This window comes from Paenibacillus sp. GM2FR, from assembly GCF_002803325.1.
Taxonomy (GTDB): Bacteria; Bacillota; Bacilli; order Paenibacillales; family Paenibacillaceae; genus Paenibacillus_AQ; species Paenibacillus_AQ lautus.
The window spans coordinates 180,389-198,402 of record NZ_MKZM01000008.1 but is presented as its reverse complement, the minus strand read 5'-3'; the positions used below and the strand labels follow the sequence as shown (position 1 = coordinate 198,402).

Sequence of the window (18,014 nt, the reverse complement as noted above, 5' to 3'; positions counted from 1 at the left end):
CCGATTGTATATATCTCTGAACATTTCTATGGTTTAGGCTGCTTCTGCCCCGTAGACGCCGGTGGCTGAGACTTCTCAACGGAATAGACGGATTCAACCAATTCGTTATGGGTCTGCACCTTGTACTTAAACGTTAAGCCGTCCTCCGACCATTGACCGGATACCCAGCTTCCGCCGAGTGGAATCGTCTCAACCGTTTCAACCGCCTCTGGCGAAGTTTGGCTTCCCGATGGCAGACGATAGATAATCAGATGATCGGCTTCAAGCGAAGCTCGGTAGAGACCGTCCGGGGACGACCACTGTTCCGGTACCATCGCCAGTCCTTGGTACGATCCGGTTGACCTGTCGGATGATTCCGTGCTTCCCGTGCCTGCATCGCCGGAAGGATCGCTAATTGGAGGCACCATCTCTGACGAGGTATCTGCCGATTCCGTAGGCGAAGTCTGGGCATCCATGGTCTCAGAGCCCTGCTCCGGTTCACTGGCGGGAGGGTCAGACGAACTTGTGGTATTGTTTTTTGGTACCTCATTGTTGCTCGTTGCAGGTTGGTCTGACACTTGAGGTTCCCCATCATCTTTCTTTTGGACCGAAGTATCGGGTGCTGTGACATCTTTTTTGGTGCCGTTAGCCGCATCCGATGGCTCCTGTGTTGCCTTCGTATCATCCGGGGCAGTGTCGGAATTAGCTTCCGATGACGATTCCGATGGCGAACTCCGCAGACTTGCGGAAGAATCGTTTCCCTCATTCGATTCGCCACCCGTCTCCGTGCCGCCATCGGCAGCGAACGGCTGAGCCATTTCCTGACTCTGCATCGCAGACGAGTCTTCATTCGCCCCGGCGCTGGTCGTGCTTGCCTCTTCGTATGGAATCTCCGCATCGGATAACATCTTTGGTTCATGATTAAAGATCGCTACGCCGAAAATAAGTACAGCCGCGGCGGCCCCGATAGCAGTTCTCCCGCCAATCGTGCTTAACCAGCTGCCCGCACGTCGCGGACGCCGCATTTCCGGCATCATTTCGGCTGGCTCCTGGCTTTTCACGACTGGAGGTTCAACAAGGTTCTGGCGATCACGGTCGATGGCATCCAGTCTAGGCATGATAGCGTCTACCAGACTGACAGGCGGGGTTACGGCCGGAAGATCCTCAAGCTCTCTGTTCAATGATTTCAATATATTAAAGGTCTCCGCACACATGGGGCACACGGCAATATGCTGGTACATTTGGGCCGTCTCCTCCGAAGTGAGATCCCGGTCCAAATACCGGTGCATACGTTCCACCACCTCTTGGCAATTCATCCTGATACACCACCTTTCTGATGCTCTTGGAGCATATTCTGCAGCTGCTGCCTGGCCCTGAACAAATAGGATTTCACCGTATTGAGCGGGAGGTTCAGACAATCAGCAATTTCGTTGTAGGATAGATCCTGCAAATACCTTAAGACAATGACCGTGCGATGATGATCCGGCAGTTGATTAATGGCTTCCTGAATATCCTGGGCCAAATATCCCGACATCACTTCCCGTTCTACATCGAGATTATCCCGAAACACCAGATCATGTTCATCGATGGAAACCGTCGGCTTGGTCCTGCGGAATTTATCAATGCATATGTTGGTGACAATCCGTTGGACCCAAGTTTTGAACTGAGCCTTCTCCTCGTAGGAGTTAATCTTCGTATATACACGTATAAGTGCTTCCTGGGCTGCATCCATGGCATCCTGTTCATTGTTTAAAATATAATAAGCAGTTCGGTAAACATGTTGCTCAATTTCTCGCAATAGGGTGATTAGAGCGTCGCGATCGCCCGATTGAGCGGCTCTTATGAGTCCCTGCTCCACCACAGTGGATCCCCCTCTCCCTGCATACATACAGACGGATAGAATAAAAAAAATGTTGCAGTATGTAACCTATTATTTTTTTAGAAACTTCATCTAACTATACCAAATATAAAGATGATAGTCACCGCTGCATTTTCCTATAAAAGATCATACTACGAATCGATGTCCCAAGGACAGCGGCTGCCTTTACGGAAGCTTCGTACGCGTCTCAATTTGCCCCTCCTTGATCCTCATCTGTATTTCACCTTGAAGGTTGGTCTGATAGATGAGCGTCGAGGAACGTTCCAACCGGCCTACCACATCCGGATGAGGGTGGCCGTACATATTGTTGACGCCAGCGGAAATAACCGATGCCTTCGGCTTCCATGCATTCAGCCATAGCGCGGATGTCGAGGTTTTGCTTCCGTGATGGGCAACCTTCATGACATCGATCCGGTCATCGGCAGCAGCACCCCGTGAAACTAAATCATCTTGTGGAGATCGTTCCTCCAGGTGCAGCAATATTTTATGTTCGGCGGCTTGGTCCGTGTCACCTGTAAATAAGAACCGACTGCCGTTCATCTGAAGGACAAATACTAGTGAAGCATGATTCTGCTCCTTAATCAACGGTAATGGTTTTATCGTTTCTCCACTTTCCGGGAAAACAGGTGCTAAAAATTGTATTTCCGTATGACTGTCAAGCTTCCATACTTCCCGATCAACTCCTGCTTCGTAAATGGGAATGCCCTGCTGAACGGCCGTTAACATCAGTTTTCTGAAGGTGGCGGATTCGGTCAAGGTCCCATTGAACACAACCGATTTTACGGGGATTTCCTGCAAAACCGCCTGCAGACCGCCTATATGATCCTGGTCTCCATGGGTCATGATGACAGCCTCAAGCTGGTGCACGCCCCGTTTTTTCAACAACGGAACCACCACCTTCGCTCCCACCTCGTATGGAGCCTTCCTTTCCTTCCAGGCATCCTTTTCCTTCCGAAAATTCACCGTTCCACCACCGTCAATGAGTACGTGCTTGCCTTCAGGTGTTGTTACCAATATCGCATCCCCTTGTCCCACATCCAGGAATTGCACGAGTCCCGCTCCGTGCATAGATGGAGATTGATAGCCGCCGTACAGCAGAAAAACCAAAGCTCCGGACAGCAGCACGATCGCAGTTCTCGCTGCGTAGCGTTCGATATAATCACTGGCGCGAAGAAACCCTCTCCATCGCAACGCACCGGCCCATTGATCCACAAGCGGAAACATGCCGGTTGCCCCAGACAAGCTTCTTTTATTATCCAAGGGTACGTGTCCTGCCAATGGAACGGTATCATCCGACCCGCTCCGCTCTTCTTGGCGACTTCCGGATCTCTTCTTCAGAATGGACAGCAATGAATACAGAACAACAAAATAACACAGAATCCAGGCTAACGACGGGGATGGCCACAATGTCATAAAAGCGGATGAACCATTCATCCATTCAACGATTCGGAACGTTATTTGGTTTAGCCATTCCACTACAGCCGCCAACCAGCTAGCTCCTCCCATCCATATCCACCCCATCAGCAAAGACACCATTCCTAACGGAAGAACCACAAGGCTAATAACCGGAACCAGGATCAAATTGGCAAAGACCGATATCAGCGACACTTGGTTGAAATAATAAATGGTAAGGGGAAAGGAGATCAACTGCGCTACAACCGTGATTCCGACGGTTCCCGCAAGCCAGCGGGGCAAGAATGTCAGCAGCGGCATCAGCTTCGGTACGAATATCATCAAGCCCGCAGTCACGATGAATGACAACTGAAAGCTGACGTTTACAAGAAAATACGGGTTCCACAGCAGCATAGCGAGCGCGGCAACACTAAGAATATGCAGTCCATCCTTCAAAAGTCGCCGCCGTGCGGCATACAAACCGATCATCCCCATGATGCCGGCACGGACGATAGAAGGACTCGCCCCGGTAAGCAGGACATATACGGGAATCAGCCACATGACCACAGTCAGCGAGGTCTCCCTCGTCATTCGAAGGGTTGTGCATACGAATAAGAGGCATCCCACAACCACAGCCACATGCATGCCCGATATCGCAAGAATATGAGTCAATCCCAAACGCGAGAACTCCATAAACGTATCGGGATCCAGATCATCCTGATTGCCAATGACAAGTCCCTTCATATAACCTGCATGGATTCCGTCGTACAATTGATCCAGCTTGCCCCCGAGCTTCTCGCGAACGGCATCAGTCCATCGTAGAATATGGCCTAATTTCCAGCTTTCAGGCGGGGTAACCTGCGCTTGTTCAGAGCCTTTCACTTTGATCATCCAATGAATGTTCTGGGTTCGCAAATATTGAAGATAATCAAATCCGTCAAAATTGCGGGCTTCTCCAGGTTTTTGCAACTCTCCCGTCAGCTCGATGCGGTCCCCGCGCTGCCAACGGTTAACGATCTCCAGCTCCTTTTTGTCCAGAAGTTTTACTTGAACCCTCACGATATCATCCGTCTTCAGCATGGAGCCGTTATCCGGATTCGCTTGCTTTTGCGACGCTGGAGGCTCGGCTAGCGTGAGAGCAGCTTGATGCAGTGAAACATTGAAATCCGCACGGTCACCATCCGCTTCTATAGGGGATGTGATTACACCGAACGCAGTAACAGGAACGGTATCCGTCGATGTCTCCCCGGAGAGGACCTGCTCGAAATCACTTACATTCACCGCGTCATGCCATTCCCAGTAAGTACCCGACACGCACAAGGAGAACAGCATGCAGAGTGAAAAAAGACGCCCCGCCCCCGCCCAATGACATACAGCAAGCAGTATGAGCATCAGCCCGGCAGCAATCAAGGCCAGCCTCCATCCATCGTACAGGCATGCGGCACCACTGCCGATTACCCAAAACACGGTAAACACAAGTAACGGCCTTCGCTTCATGATCTGAACAAATCCCTTCATCATTAAATGAAAAAGAACCTTTGCCTGCATATCGCAGTCAAAGGTCCTTCCTCTGTGATTTTCTATTCATTTTTTTCCATAACCTTATATTCATGAATCATTCCGCTACCGTCATCAAGGTTTCGCGCGGCGGCTCATACGCTTCAAGCTGCCGGAACAAAATCCCCTTCTGTTCCATCATGCGGGACACCTTGCCCGAATCCTTCGGATAAGGACGGTGGAACACAACCTCGACAATGCCGCTGTTGGCAAGCATATTCGCACAGGTCCAGCAGGGCTCATCCGTCACGTACACCGTACTGCCTTCCCTATCGATCCGGTCCGTGAATAGCAGCAGATTCTGCTCGGCATGAATAGTCCGGATGCAGCGCTGTTTCTTCACCATGCTCTCCTTACCGTCCTGTACAACCAATTCATAATCCTCAGCGATCATACAACCCGCTTCCGAGCAATCAGGCACTCCCATCGGCGCACCGTTATAAGCCGTTCCGAGCAGTTTCTTCCCCTGTACCAGCACCGCACCGACATGACGCCGCGGGCATTGAGAGCGGGTAGAAACCATAAAGGCAATATCCATGAAATAAGTATCCCAATCTTTACGTTGATCTGCACTCATCATCTGTCACCTGTTCCTTATCAATATCCCCTTTATTGTAGCACATAGCTAAAGTCCGACGTAAGGCTTCATCTTCTCCAGCATTTTGGGCCCGATGCCTTTTACGTTCATCAAGTCAGCCTGACTTCGAAATGGACCGAACTGATTCCGGTAATCGATAATGGCCTTGGCCTTCGCTTCGCCAATGCCAGGCAGCTCCATAAGCGCTGCAGCATCCGCCGTGTTGACATTAATCAACCCGGATGAATCCGGAGCTGCTGGTGGCTGTGCTGTACGGTTAACAGGGGCTTGTTGCTGTAACTGCTGACCGACATCTTCAGCCTGAGGCGGAACTGAAGACGAAGCAGATTGGGCAGAAATTGAAGAAGGAGCCGTATGATCTGCTATACTGCTCCCTCCCGCACCTTGGTCGTGGTTTGGCATGGGGTCCTTCACGTTACTTGCAGGTTCGATTTGCCCAGCCTGAGCGGTCTTTGCAGCATTCTTCGAATCTGTTCCGGCTTCAGCAGAGGCTTCAGCCTGTTCCACATTCTTATGCCGGGAATCAGCCCCGGACGTCTTCACACCCGCATTGTCTTCGATGGCAACCACCTGCTCCAACTGATCGTTTAGCGGCTGCCAGCCCTCGATCCCCCGATCCGTACCGCCGGCAAACAAGATAAACCCACAGCCGGCAATCGTCGCGGCTAGACTCCAACCTAAAGATATCCGTTTCATCTATGACCCCTCCTTAACATTAAAGTTCATCTGGTACAAACCCATGAATATTCTTCGGTTTCCCCACCGAAATCGCATGAAAAACCGTCATGAATCGGCATCTTCCCCGCATACATTAAACGTAAGGACGGTACATTTCTGCCGTAAAGCGCGAAAGGAGGGAACATACACATGAAGGTCGGTTTTATCGGTACGGGCAGCATGGGTAGTCTGTTGATCGATGCCTTCATTCAATCGGGCGCACTCCTGCCTGAGCAGATTCGGGTCAGCAACCGAAGCCCTGAAAAGCCGCTGCAGCTGGCAAAACGCCATCCCGGTCTGACGGTATGCAGCTGTAACACGGAGACGGCTTCTCAGAGCGACCTGCTATTCCTATGTATCAAGCCGCTCGAATTCAAATCGGTCATCAGCGAAATCAAAGACCGGCTTGAAGCCCGGCAAATCGCGATATCCATCACGAGTCCGGTCCAATTGATCCATCTGGAATCATCGCTGCCCTGCAAGGTGGCGAAAATCATACCGAGCATCACCAACTTAACTGGAGGCGGAGCATCGTTATGCATGTATGGTTCCCGAATAAAAGAAGAAGACAGGCAGCTTATAGAAAGCCTCCTGTCTTATATCAGCAGGCCGCTCGAGATACTGGAATCGCACACGCGAATCACTTCCGATTTCTCCAGCTGCGGGCCTGCTTTTTTAAGTTTATTCATGGAAAAATGGATTGACGCTGCCGTTGAAATGACCGGAATCGACCGCAGGACCCTGAATGCATTAGCCGGTGAAATGCTGCTTGGCACCGGCAAGCTGCTAACGGAGGAGGGCTTCTCCCCCGAACAGCTGCAAGAGCGGGTGGCGGTTCCCGGAGGCATCACGGCCCAGGCTTTGGCACTGCTGGATTCAAACCTGGACGGATTGTTCTACCAATTGATCAAAACCACACACGACAAGTATGAGGAGGATTTGGCCAAACTGGATGCTGCCTTCGGTTTTACGATTAACCGGCCACGATATTGACCAGTTTACCCGGTACGGCAATGACTTTGCGAATACTCTTTCCTTCCAGCGCCTGCTTGACATTTGGAAGGGAGAGGCTATGTTGTTGCATGGCTTCTTGGTCCATGTCTTTCGAGATTTTGGCACGTTCTACGATTTTGCCGTTAACTTGAACGACAATCTCAACTTCGGCCTCTACAGTCCAAGCCTCGTCGTACTCCGGCCATGGCACGTAGGTTACGCTCTCCGTGTAGCCTAAACGGCTCCACAGCTCTTCAGCCAGGTGAGGGGCCAGCGGGGAAAGCAGCTGAACAAAGTTCTCCATCGCTTTGCGCGGAAGCTCTTCCGTCTTGTATCCCTCGTTGATGAATACCATCAGCTGGCTGATCGCTGTGTTAAAGCGCATATGCTCAAAGTCTTCCGTTACTTTCTTAATCGTTTTGTGCAGCGTACGTTTGAATTCGTCCGTACCCTCGCCTTCCACGATTTTAGGGTTCAATTGACCGTCGTCCCCGATGAACAGGCGCCATACCCGGGAGAGGAAACGATGTGTTCCTTCAACGCCATTGGTGTTCCATGGTTTGGTCGCTTCCAGCGGCCCCATGAACATCTCGTACACGCGCAGCGTGTCGGCACCGTATTCGTTCACAATATCATCCGGATTGATGACATTGCCGCGGGACTTACTCATTTTCTCATTATTGTTGCCCAGGATCATACCCTGATTGACCAGCTTCTGGAAAGGCTCCTTCGTATCGACAACGCCCAGGTCATACAATACTTTGTGCCAGAAGCGCGCATACAGCAAATGAAGCACCGCATGCTCCACACCACCGATGTAGAGGTCAACCGGCAGCCATTCCTTCTGCTTCTCCTTAGAGCACAATTCATCATTATTACGGGGATCGATGTAACGCAGGTAGTACCAGCAGCTGCCGGCCCATTGCGGCATCGTATTGGTCTCGCGGCGGGCTTTCATGCCGGTTTCGGGATCTACCGTTTCCACCCACTCCGTAACGTTAGCCAGCGGCGATTCGCCGGTACCGGAAGGTTTAATCTGATCCACATCCGGCAGCAGTAATGGAAGCTGATCCTCAGGCACGGTCTTCATCGTTCCGTCTTCCAAATGCAGAATCGGAATCGGCTCACCCCAGTAGCGTTGACGGCTGAACAGCCAGTCGCGCAGACGGTAAGTTACCTTCTTTTTGCCCTTGCCCTCTTTTTCCAGCCATTCATTCATCGCCTGGATAGCCGCTTCATTGTCCAACCCGTTCAAGAAGCCGGAATTCACATGCGCGCCACTGCCGCTGTATGCTTCCTCCTCGACATTTCCACCCTGAACGACTTCAATAATCGGAAGACCGAATTGCTTCGCGAACTCCCAGTCGCGGCTGTCATGACCCGGAACCGCCATGATGGCCCCCGTTCCGTAGCCGGCAAGCACATAATCCGCGATCCAGATCGGCACCTTAGCGCCGTTTACCGGATTGATGGCGTATGCACCCGTAAATACACCGGTTTTATCCTTGGCCAAATCCGTCCGCTCCAAGTCGCTTTTACGGGCTGCTTGATCTTGATAAGCCTTGACGGCTTCACGCTGATCGGCTGGCGTAATTTTATCGACGAGGTCATGCTCCGGCGCCAGGACGCAGTAGGTTGCCCCGAACAGCGTATCCGGACGGGTTGTGAACACCTCCAGATGACCATCGTAACCTTCGATGTCAAAACAGACCTCAGCGCCTGTGGATTTGCCGATCCAGTTGCGCTGCATATCCTTCAGGCTTTCGCTCCAGTCCAGTTCATCCAGATCCTCAAGCAGACGATCCGCATATTCGGTAATACGCAGAATCCATTGGCGCATCGGTTTACGTACGACCGGATGGCCTCCGCGTTCGCTCTTGCCGTCGATGACCTCTTCGTTCGCAAGCACGGTACCGAGCGCTTCGCACCAGTTCACCGGCACTTCAGCCACATAGGCAAGACCGCGCTTATAGAGCTGGATAAAGATCCACTGGGTCCATTTATAATATTCCGGATCGGTTGTGCTGATCTCACGGTCCCAATCATACGAGAAGCCGAGAGATTTGATCTGGCGGCGGAACGTATCAATATTCTGCACGGTAAACTCGCGAGGATGTTTGCCTGTATCCATTGCATACTGCTCCGCTGGCAGACCGAAAGCATCCCATCCCATAGGATGAAGCACGTTGTATCCGCGCATCCGCTTGTAACGGGACACGATGTCAGTCGCTGTATACCCCTCCGGATGTCCTACATGCAAGCCTGCGCCTGATGGGTACGGAAACATATCCAGTGCGTAAAATTTCGGTTTGGATGATGAATCTTCCGTTTTAAAGGTTTTGTTCTCATCCCAGTATTGCTGCCATTTCGGTTCGATGGCCTGCGGCTGGTAGCCGTGGCCGGTTGGTTGATTGTCCGTCATACTTCATTGCTCCTCCTTCACAGTCGAGAGACAAGGCCTATGCCATTGCCCAAAAAACAAAAAAACCTCATCATCCATAGCGCTGATCGCTAGGGACGAGAGGTTTGATTCCCGTGGTACCACCCTAGTTAGCCAAAGGCATGCTTTGCCTTTCACTCCCTTTGCATCCTTATCGCGGATGAGACGACGGTGCTTCAGCGGCCGAATCTGCCGGAATACAGCCCTCCAGCGGCCGGGTTAACACCATTGCTCCGAGGCGAGTTCATCCCTATCGTCAACCGGTTTTCACCAGACACCGGCTCTCTGCATGATCGAAAGTGGAACGATTGATCCTCATCATCGCGTTCATATTACCGTTTTAATGTGGCTATTATACCCAAAAAGTCCGATCAAGTCAACGGAAGCTCTTCACCGTTTCTGCGATAATATTCCGGCGTCGTCCCGACCATGGCCTTGAACATCCGGCTGAAATGAGCCAAATGCTTGAAACCTGATGCCTGGCTGATTTCCGTGATGCTGAGATGCGGGTGGAGCCTGAGCAAAATTTTAGCTTGGTTAATCCGCCGGTGATACAAATATTTAAACACCGTCGTTCCGGTAACCTCCTTAAACAAGGAGGATAAATAGTGTTTCGTAATATGCATATCGCGGGCGATTCGCTCCAGCGTCAGATCATGCATGTAGTTTTCCTCGACAAACGATACGACATGCTGGACATGCCGCTCTTTCTCGGAGATGGAGTCCTGATCCTGCACAGCGTCCTGGCACCAGTCCGCGATGACGTACATCATCTCCTGAATACGCAAGGTCATCCGCTCCTGGCGAAAACCGGTCGTGGATGCCGAGAGACGATGTATATCGGCCAGCATCCCTTCGAATTCGTCACGGTTTGCCCCTGTCAGTGTCATGCGATGATTACGCAGCGTTTCGAAGGGGTCCAGCAATATCGATCTGGCCGTCTCCGAAAGCCCCTTGCAAATCCAGGCAGGATCGAAATGCAGAATGCTTCTGACGTATCTGGAATCAGGCTCTACATTCGGACAATGGAGCGTGAGCCCGTTCATCAGGAGCAGATCCCCCGGCTTCAGGGCAAAAATGGAATCACCGATCAAATAAGTGCAGCGTCCTTCGTGAAAGTAATAAATCTCATAAAAAGCATGCGAATGAAACTGCCCGCCCGACAACGGCCGTTCATTGTAATAGATCAGATCAAACGGCGCTTGCAGCTGCATGCGATCAAATCCCGGCATCATATGGGAAGATGAGGTCATCTAGAGAATCGCCCCTTTAGCGATTTTGGAGTTATATAACCCTCAACGTAACGGGGTTTTCTCTATTATATATGATTTTATGGAATGCGCACGGCTTCATTTTGGGCAATCACGCACAACTCTCCGGCTTTGAAGGCGTGCTCCTGGGACATGGCATGTTCCGTACGTTCCAGACAATCGAGGATAAGCTCTCCGAAGAATGGGTAGCCTACCTTGCCTCGAAGCTCCATATGAAACTCTCCCTCGCCATTAACCAGGTACAGATGATCGCCCTGCGGATTCCTTGCGATATCGATGTATTTGCGAAGCTCAATGTATCCTTCTGTGCCCAGAATAAAGGTTCTTCCGTCGCCCCAGGTGCCAAGGCCTCCAGGTGTCAGCCAGTCGACACGGAAATAATTCGTGGCCCCGTTGTCCCCCACTAGCGTTGCATCTCCGAAATCCTCCAGCTCCGGGTACTCCGGATTCGCATAATTGCCCACCTTGCTGCTGAGCACCTTGGCATCGCGGCAGCCCGCATAAAACAAAAACTGTTCAATCTGGTGGGAGCCGATATCACACAGAATGCCGCCGTACTGTTGATGACGGAAAAACCAGTCCGGACGGGAGGGCGCATTTAATCGGTGCGGTCCTGTTCCCATCACCTGCACCACTCGCCCGATTGCCCCGTCCTGGATCAGACTTCCTGCATGGACGGCACTCTCCACATGCAGCCGTTCACTGTAATAGACCATGTACTTCTTACCTGTCTCCTCGGCTTTCGCGCGAGCTGCGTTCACCTGCTCCAGCGTGGTGAAAGGCGTTTTATCCGTAAAATAATCCTTGCCATGCGACATGACCTTCAGGCCAAGCTCGCATCTTTCCGAAGGAATGGCGGCAGCCGCTACCAGATGAACCTCCGCATCCTGAAGCACTTGTGCCTCGGACGAAGCGACCGTTACACTCGGATAAGCCTTGCAAAAAGCCGCAACCTTCGCGGGGTCTGAGTCATACACCCACTTCAACGTCGCCCCGGCCTCGATTAATCCGTTACACATGCCGTATATATGGCCATGCTCCAGCGACATGGCGGCAAACATAAACTCTCCGGGCTTGCACACCGGCTGGGCTTTGCCCACCGGCGCATAGAGCATTCCATTACTGCGGTCCATACCACGCGCCCCCCGATTATAATTTAGTAGGATCCAAACGTTTTGCTCATATCCACCGCCCCGATCTCCTTGACCGTTTTCTGAGCGGAAGAATGTGTGATCCGTTCCTGCAGCATTTCGTAAAACAGGTCTTCGTTAAGAGGCAGATCAACCCAATTGTCGGTCCAGGTGGACAGATGCATGGCATTGGACAGCGTCAATCCATGGATTCCCTCTTCACCCGGGGCAATCAATGGCGTTCCATGCAAAATGGCATCCGCAAAGTTCTGGATAATGCCGCTATGATGCGGATTATCCCCCCAGATCGGGACCTCGCATTTCCAGCATTCCGGTTCGCCGAAGCCCCCGGTAAACTGCCGATTGAATTCCGGCTCAGGCACACGGAGGCGCCAGAAGGTAAGCTTGCCGTCCTCGATGACGATTTTTCCGCGGTCCCCCGTCACTTCATATCGGTTAGTGCCCGGCGCTTCACCCGTTGTCGTAATAAACACGGCCGTAGCACCATTCTCGTATTCCGCATAAGCCGTCACGTCATCTTCGACTTCGATGTTCCGGTACTTGCCGAAGGCGCAAAATGCACGAATTCTCTTTGGCATCATGCCGGTCGTCCACTGCCAGAGGTCCAGCTGATGCGGGGACTGGTTAATCAGCACCCCTCCGCCTTCACCAGCCCAGGTAGCTCGCCATCCGCCTGAATCATAATAGCTCTGGGACCGGTACCAATTCGTTATGATCCAGTTCATCCGCCGGATCTCCCCGAGTTCACCGTCTTCTATGAGCTCTTTCAGCTTCTTGTACAGCGGATTGCAGCGCTGGTTGTACATAATCGAGAATACTTTGCCGCTGGCTTCAGCCGTGCGGTTCATTTCCCGTACTTGCTTCGTGTAAACGCCTGCCGGTTTCTCGATCAGGACATGGAGTCCATGATTCAGGCACTCGATCGCCACTTGAGGATGGGCATAATGGGGCGTCGCAATAATGACTGCATCGATCTCCCCCGATGAGATCATAGCGCCCGTATCACTCCATATTTTCACGTCCGAAGGCAGCGTTTCCCTCGCTTCATCCTGTTTGGCAGGATTCAGATCGCATATCGCGCTAAGCCGCGCGCCCTTGATCCGCCCGGACGCTAGCGTTCTGGCATGCGAAAAACCCATCCCCAGTCCAATAACCCCTACTCTTACCTGATCCATATCTGTAGCCTCCTTCAAAAGTGACCTACGCGTTTTGTTTCTGCTCTGACCACAGCTTCATCTGCTCGGCAAAACGAAGAAGCATTTCCCTGGACTCAAACGTTCCGCTAAAATCTTCGATTCCGTAGTAACCTTCGTAACCAACCGATTGCAGATCCTGTATGACCTGCTTCCATGGCACGGCCCCCTGGTCAAGCGGAACCCATTCCCCGGACCACGCCGCAGAGGTACCATCCTCGGCAGGCATTTTGCGATAACCCCCGTTTTTTACATGGACATGAGCCAGGTAGGGACCAAGAAGCTCCAAGCCCATCCGGTAGTTCTCGTAACCCTCATGGACCATGTTGCCCGGATCATACAGCACGCCGATATGCTGCGGATTGAAGTGGGATACAAGCCTGTGCGTCAGTCCGGCGCTCGGGGTGATCGTAAGATGATGCGTTTCCACCACTCCCTTGACACCGTAAGCCGCAGCGAGATCCTGTACCTCATGCAGGTAACGGACCGCCTGGTCGTACAGCTCGTTGTAATTGCGCTTTCGGTCATATCCCGGAATACCCACGCGTATAAAGGAGGCTCCGATCAGCTTGGCCGCCTGCATGACCTTCTCCGTCCCTTCCACATCACCGCAGGTCAGATAAGGAACGACCGCCAGACTGCGCAGTCCATGCTTGTCGGCTGCTTGCTGAAACCTGAGCCAATCCTCCTGCGTGCCGTTCGGATCCATGGAGCAGCGGTTATGCCGCCAGAAGGAAGGCTTCTCCTCGGCAGCATCGGCAGGAATCTCTTTAAAGCGCCATTCGATCCCTTCAATACCGGCATCCGCCGCGGCTTTTGCCAACTCCTCAGGCTGTAAATCAGGGGTTGCGACTGTGAATACGGACAGTTTCATGACTCATTCATCCTCTCTTAACCTAATGAACTAGCTTATGCATCATTTGACCATCATTGAACTCAAATACTGACATTCAGAGCGTACCGGATGCATAGAATCATTCTTTTAGATAGCGCTCTCATTTCTGTTCATCTTATCTATCCCTCATCGTAGCACAGTCCTGGAAGCAAACCCATATCCCTTCCAATGAACCTTAACCACAGTCAAATAAAGCAGAAAAGAAATGTCTTTGAATATAATGAATCCCTACACAAAGAAAAGAAGCATTTTCTTTCGTCTGTACAGACAAAAGAAAATGCTTCTCGCAAAAAGGATATTCGTTTATTTGACGGCAACGTAGAACAGCCGGGATGCATCCTGGCCCGCTTCCAACCACTCAAAATCGGCATAACATTTCACATCCCGGAATCCGGCCTTAACCAGCTCGACCTTCATCCATTCCGGTTCATATCCCCGCTGCACATGCGTTTCCTCAAAGCGACGGTAGACCGTAGGATCTTGGTTATCCCGCGCAAAGATGGAGAGATGATGTTCAATCTCCATCCGGCGTTCATCCAGGTCGCATGTCCAAATGTAGGATACTTCCCGTTCATCCAGCACAAATGGCTGTTCTGCGTCGTATCGTAGGAGCGTGTTCGGGTGATGCACATCAAACAGGAACGTGCCGCCATCCTTGAGACCGTTGTAAGTCCTGGCAAAAGCGGAGCGTATGTCTTTTTCTTCCAGCAGGTAGTTCACACAATCACAAAATGAAATGACGGAATCCACCTGCTCGGGCAGCTCCCACGAACGCATGTCCTGTTGTACCCAGCGGACGCTGCCTTCCCGGAACAATCGATGCCCCTGGGGTGTACCCTCCAGCTTGCGTCTGGCAACCGAGAGCATATCTGCCGACAGATCTATTCCTGTTACCTCGAAACCGGAGTTTACAAGCGGAATGGTGATACTGCCCGTCCCGCATCCAAGCTCAACGACGCTTTTTGGCATTCCGTGCTTATCCCAGGCGGTTCTCGCAAAGCGAATCCAATCCGGGTACGGCATGTCTTCCATGAGTTGATCATATACGTAAGCAAACTTGCGGTAAGACAACATGATGACACCACTTTCCTTAGAAGCTTCCCCTACCTTGCCGGGTTATTCGTTTGAACCGGAGTTCTCCTCTTGATTGACCATGTACGTCCAGCTGTCCTTTTGCGTAACCAAACCGTCCTTCATCAGCTTGCCCAGCGCGCGTTTAAAGGCGGATTTGCTAATGCCGAACCGCTGCTTGATAATGTCGGGCGGCGTTTCATCCGAATACGGCATCGCATGGCCCGGACGCTCCTTCAGAAAAGCAAGCAGCCGGTCTGCATCATCCGTCCGGCCGATCTCTTTTTGCGGAACCATCGACAGGTTGACCCTGCCATCTTCCCGGATATGACTGACCCGGACCTTCACCTCTTCGCCAAGCCGCAGCATGCGCGTCCGTTCCGAGGAGTGGATCATGCCGATTGCGCCGAAACCGATCACACCGCCATCGATGATGACAAACGTCCCCATCTGGAGCGGTTTGTACACCAAGGCAGTGAACCATTGCCCTTTCCACGATTCAGGCGCATGGAACGCAAGCGGAGCAAGCTCTTGTTCTCCGGCGAGTTTGGCGCGAAGTCGTCCTTGCTTATCATGCTCCATGATGACAAACACATGATCTCCCACTTGCGGGTGAAGCTCCCGCATCTCCGGCAATTCCCGGATCGGAAGCAGAAGCTGCCTGCCAAGCCCCATCTCGAGGAAACAGCCAAGGCGCGGATGAACGTCCGCCACCTCAAGCTTAGCGGTTTCGCCCAGCGTAAGGTAAGGCTTCTTCATCGTTGCGGCCAGGCGGTCTTCCGTATCGAAGAATATAAAGACCTCTACCGTATCCCCAGGCTCAATTTTACCCGTGAGCTCCGAATAGTGAAGAAGCACATCCCGATCTCCGCCATCCAGAAAATAACCGTAAGGGGACACTTCTCTGGAAACGACGAGTTTCGTTAATGTGCCGGCAATCAGACTCATACGTTCTCCACCACTTTAGCATCCGACCACAGTCGCTCGATATTGTAATATTCGCGCTCATCGCGATGGAAGATATGAACGATCACGTCTCCGAGGTCCATCAGTACCCAGCGGGCTGCATCCATTCCCTCCAGTCCGCGCAGAGCTACTCCCGCATCATGAGCCTGTTTACGGATTTCGGTTGCAATTGCCTGCACCTGTGTATCCGAGTTACCGTGGCAAATGACAAAATAGTCGGCGATCAGGGAAATTCCTCTGAGATCCAGGACCACGATATCCATCGCTTTTTTATCTTCAGCAGCAGTTACTGCCACATTTAACAATTCATTCGGTTTCAACGTCATGAATTCGCCTCCAATTGCTTAATTAGATCGTTGCGGGCTTGTACCGTCAACGGAAAAATGATTTGTCTGCGCGAAAGCAGATGTCCGATCGTCGAATCAAAACCGGCTGCAAGCGCCTCTTCAAGGCTATGGTTGGCCAGTTCGCGAATATTATTCACGCCGGGGAAATCCCGTCCCGGTTCCATATAATCCGCAAGGCAGACCACTTTGTCAAGCAGCGTCATGCCTATGCGTCCTGACGTATGGTAACGGATGGAATCAAGCACCTCCGCATCCGTCACGCCATATTCGTGCTCCGCTACGAACGCACCGACCTCAGCATGCCAAAGCTGCTTATCGTAATGGAGCAGCTCTTCGGAGAGCGCGTGCTCCACCATCATTTGATGAAGCTTTTGCACGGGCCAGTATTTGGCCACATCATGCAGGATGGCGGCTAATTCCGCCTTAACCGGATCGGCCCCGAACCTCTTCGCAAGGATGACCGCGGTTTCCATTACGCCTTTGGTGTGCTCCCAGCGCTTTGCCGGCATCTGAGAGGATACCGCTTCAATGAGTTCTTCACGGCTGTACTCCATAAATACCGCTCCTAACAATATAATCGTATACACGGTCCGGCACCATATAACGGATGGACGAGCCTGACGCGGCTCTGCTCCGAATCAGGGTGGAGGATATTTCGATCAGCGGCATCTCCGCTGTCACTACCACCTTTTGCAGGAAATCAGGCAGATCCTCCACCGATAGTCTGGTTCCGGGACGGTTAAGCCCAATAAAAGTCAGCATTTCCGCCAGCTCCCCGATCCGGTTCCACTTGGGAAGATACGCTACCATATCCGCCCCGATAATGAACGAGAAATCATGCTCGGGATACGTGTCCCGCAGCTCTCTAACCGTGTCTACGGTATAGGATACGCCGCCGCGTTTCACTTCCCAATCCAATGTACGAAAAGATGGATGGTCGGCTACAGCCTCCGCGGTCATCTCCAGCCTCATCAGGCCGGTTACGCCGGCATCTTCCTTGTGCGGGGGAATATGGCTGGGCATAAACCATACCTCTTCCAGATCGTAAGCGTCCCGCGCGCACTCGGCTGCGAGCATATGCCCGATATGAATGGGATCAAAGGTTCCGCCCATTATCCCTACCTTCATCCGGGTTCACCTCCCCTAATAAGAGAGTTATTCTATATCCGCCAAGCTGGAGCGATCAGGGCTCCTTTACGGCAATTCGATGGTTTTGTGGTCTTTCGATTCCTTATAAAGCACGATCGTCTTGCCGATAACCTGAACCAGCTCCGCCCCGGCACCTTCAGCAAGCTCCTCGGCGATTTCGCGGGGATCTTCGAGACAGTTGTTAAGCACGGATACTTTCATGAGCTCCCGCTTCTCAATCGCCTCGGAAATGTGCCGGATCAGATGCTCATTGCTGCCTCCCTTGCCTACCTGGAACAGCGGATCCAGATGATGCGCAAGCGAACGTAAATGTCGTTTTTGCTTTCCTGTTAACATGCTTGGTCATTACTCCTTAAATATTCAATTATTAAAGCCTGCTGCTTGTCGAAAGCTATATTGTAGCTTTTGCATAAGCA

Annotated in this window: 17 protein-coding genes and 1 other annotated feature; of the genes, 1 reads left to right on the top strand and 16 read right to left on the bottom strand. The window is 52.0% G+C overall.

The window, feature by feature from the left end; genetic code table 11:
- Window positions 1-26: 26 nt before the first annotated feature.
- From PAEVO_RS00970 to PAEVO_RS00950, 5 genes are all read right to left on the bottom strand, one after another.
- Window positions 27-1,295, bottom strand: a complete 1,269-nt coding sequence (locus tag PAEVO_RS00970; protein ID WP_100535885.1) for an anti-sigma factor family protein — start codon at window positions 1,293-1,295, stop codon at window positions 27-29.
- A complete protein-coding gene (locus PAEVO_RS00965) occupies window positions 1,292-1,840 on the bottom strand; it encodes an RNA polymerase sigma factor (protein WP_036644490.1) in 549 nt (182 codons plus the stop codon). The genes PAEVO_RS00970 and PAEVO_RS00965 overlap by 4 nt, the downstream gene beginning before the upstream one ends.
- Before the next feature lie 183 nt (window positions 1,841-2,023).
- Entirely contained in the window at window positions 2,024-4,768 is a 2,745-nt protein-coding gene (locus PAEVO_RS00960; RefSeq protein ID WP_243390605.1) for a ComEC/Rec2 family competence protein, read from the bottom strand.
- 97 nt (window positions 4,769-4,865) lie between these two features.
- Entirely contained in the window at window positions 4,866-5,384 is a 519-nt protein-coding gene (locus PAEVO_RS00955) for a deoxycytidylate deaminase (protein ID WP_100535884.1), read from the bottom strand.
- Window positions 5,385-5,432: 48 nt separating this feature from the next.
- The gene (locus tag PAEVO_RS00950; RefSeq protein WP_100535883.1) at window positions 5,433-6,101 is read right to left on the bottom strand and encodes a ComEA family DNA-binding protein; all 669 of its coding nucleotides are present in this window, start codon (window positions 6,099-6,101) and stop codon (window positions 5,433-5,435) included.
- A gap of 171 nt (window positions 6,102-6,272) precedes the next feature.
- Here PAEVO_RS00950 and comER point away from each other — a divergent pair, with 171 nt between their 5' ends.
- A complete protein-coding gene (gene comER, locus PAEVO_RS00945) occupies window positions 6,273-7,115 on the top strand; it encodes a late competence protein ComER (RefSeq protein ID WP_100535882.1) in 843 nt (280 codons plus the stop codon).
- Here comER and leuS read toward each other — a convergent pair.
- The 11 genes from leuS to yhbY all read right to left on the bottom strand — a co-directional run bounded on the left by leuS (window position 7,096) and on the right by yhbY (window position 17,934).
- Window positions 7,096-9,537 carry a leucine--tRNA ligase gene (leuS, locus tag PAEVO_RS00940; protein WP_100535881.1) on the bottom strand — a complete coding sequence of 814 codons (2,442 nt, stop codon included), beginning with the start codon at window positions 9,535-9,537 and terminating at the stop codon, window positions 7,096-7,098. The genes comER and leuS overlap by 20 nt on opposite strands.
- 88 nt (window positions 9,538-9,625) lie before the next feature.
- Window positions 9,626-9,886, bottom strand: a binding site (T-box leader).
- 40 nt (window positions 9,887-9,926) lie between these two features.
- Window positions 9,927-10,787, bottom strand: coding sequence for a helix-turn-helix domain-containing protein (locus PAEVO_RS00935; RefSeq protein WP_481856477.1), 861 nt, complete (start codon window positions 10,785-10,787; stop codon window positions 9,927-9,929).
- Window positions 10,788-10,885: 98 nt separating this feature from the next.
- Window positions 10,886-11,959, bottom strand: a complete 1,074-nt coding sequence (locus PAEVO_RS00930; protein ID WP_100535879.1) for a Gfo/Idh/MocA family protein — start codon at window positions 11,957-11,959, stop codon at window positions 10,886-10,888.
- Between the two features lie 23 nt (window positions 11,960-11,982).
- Window positions 11,983-13,152 carry a Gfo/Idh/MocA family protein gene (locus tag PAEVO_RS00925; protein ID WP_100535878.1) on the bottom strand — a complete coding sequence of 390 codons (1,170 nt, stop codon included), beginning with the start codon at window positions 13,150-13,152 and terminating at the stop codon, window positions 11,983-11,985.
- Window positions 13,153-13,177: 25 nt separating this feature from the next.
- Entirely contained in the window at window positions 13,178-14,044 is an 867-nt protein-coding gene (locus PAEVO_RS00920; protein ID WP_100535877.1) for a sugar phosphate isomerase/epimerase family protein, read from the bottom strand.
- A 324-nt stretch (window positions 14,045-14,368) separates the two neighbouring features.
- Window positions 14,369-15,139 (bottom strand): class I SAM-dependent DNA methyltransferase, encoded by a 771-nt coding sequence (locus PAEVO_RS00915; RefSeq protein WP_100535876.1) that lies wholly within the window; start codon window positions 15,137-15,139, stop codon window positions 14,369-14,371.
- Between the two features lie 42 nt (window positions 15,140-15,181).
- Window positions 15,182-16,084 carry a CvfB family protein gene (locus PAEVO_RS00910; protein ID WP_100535875.1) on the bottom strand — a complete coding sequence of 301 codons (903 nt, stop codon included), beginning with the start codon at window positions 16,082-16,084 and terminating at the stop codon, window positions 15,182-15,184.
- The gene (gene rsfS / locus PAEVO_RS00905; protein WP_071222884.1) at window positions 16,081-16,428 is read right to left on the bottom strand and encodes a ribosome silencing factor; all 348 of its coding nucleotides are present in this window, start codon (window positions 16,426-16,428) and stop codon (window positions 16,081-16,083) included. The genes PAEVO_RS00910 and rsfS overlap by 4 nt, the downstream gene beginning before the upstream one ends.
- Window positions 16,425-17,003, bottom strand: coding sequence for a bis(5'-nucleosyl)-tetraphosphatase (symmetrical) YqeK (yqeK, locus tag PAEVO_RS00900; RefSeq protein WP_100535874.1), 579 nt, complete (start codon window positions 17,001-17,003; stop codon window positions 16,425-16,427). Before yqeK ends, rsfS begins: the two co-directional genes overlap by 4 nt.
- Entirely contained in the window at window positions 16,987-17,577 is a 591-nt protein-coding gene (nadD, locus tag PAEVO_RS00895; protein ID WP_100535873.1) for a nicotinate-nucleotide adenylyltransferase, read from the bottom strand. Before nadD ends, yqeK begins: the two co-directional genes overlap by 17 nt.
- Before the next feature lie 66 nt (window positions 17,578-17,643).
- Window positions 17,644-17,934 carry a ribosome assembly RNA-binding protein YhbY gene (yhbY, locus tag PAEVO_RS00890; protein ID WP_076320548.1) on the bottom strand — a complete coding sequence of 97 codons (291 nt, stop codon included), beginning with the start codon at window positions 17,932-17,934 and terminating at the stop codon, window positions 17,644-17,646.
- Between the last annotated feature and the right edge of the window lie 80 nt (window positions 17,935-18,014).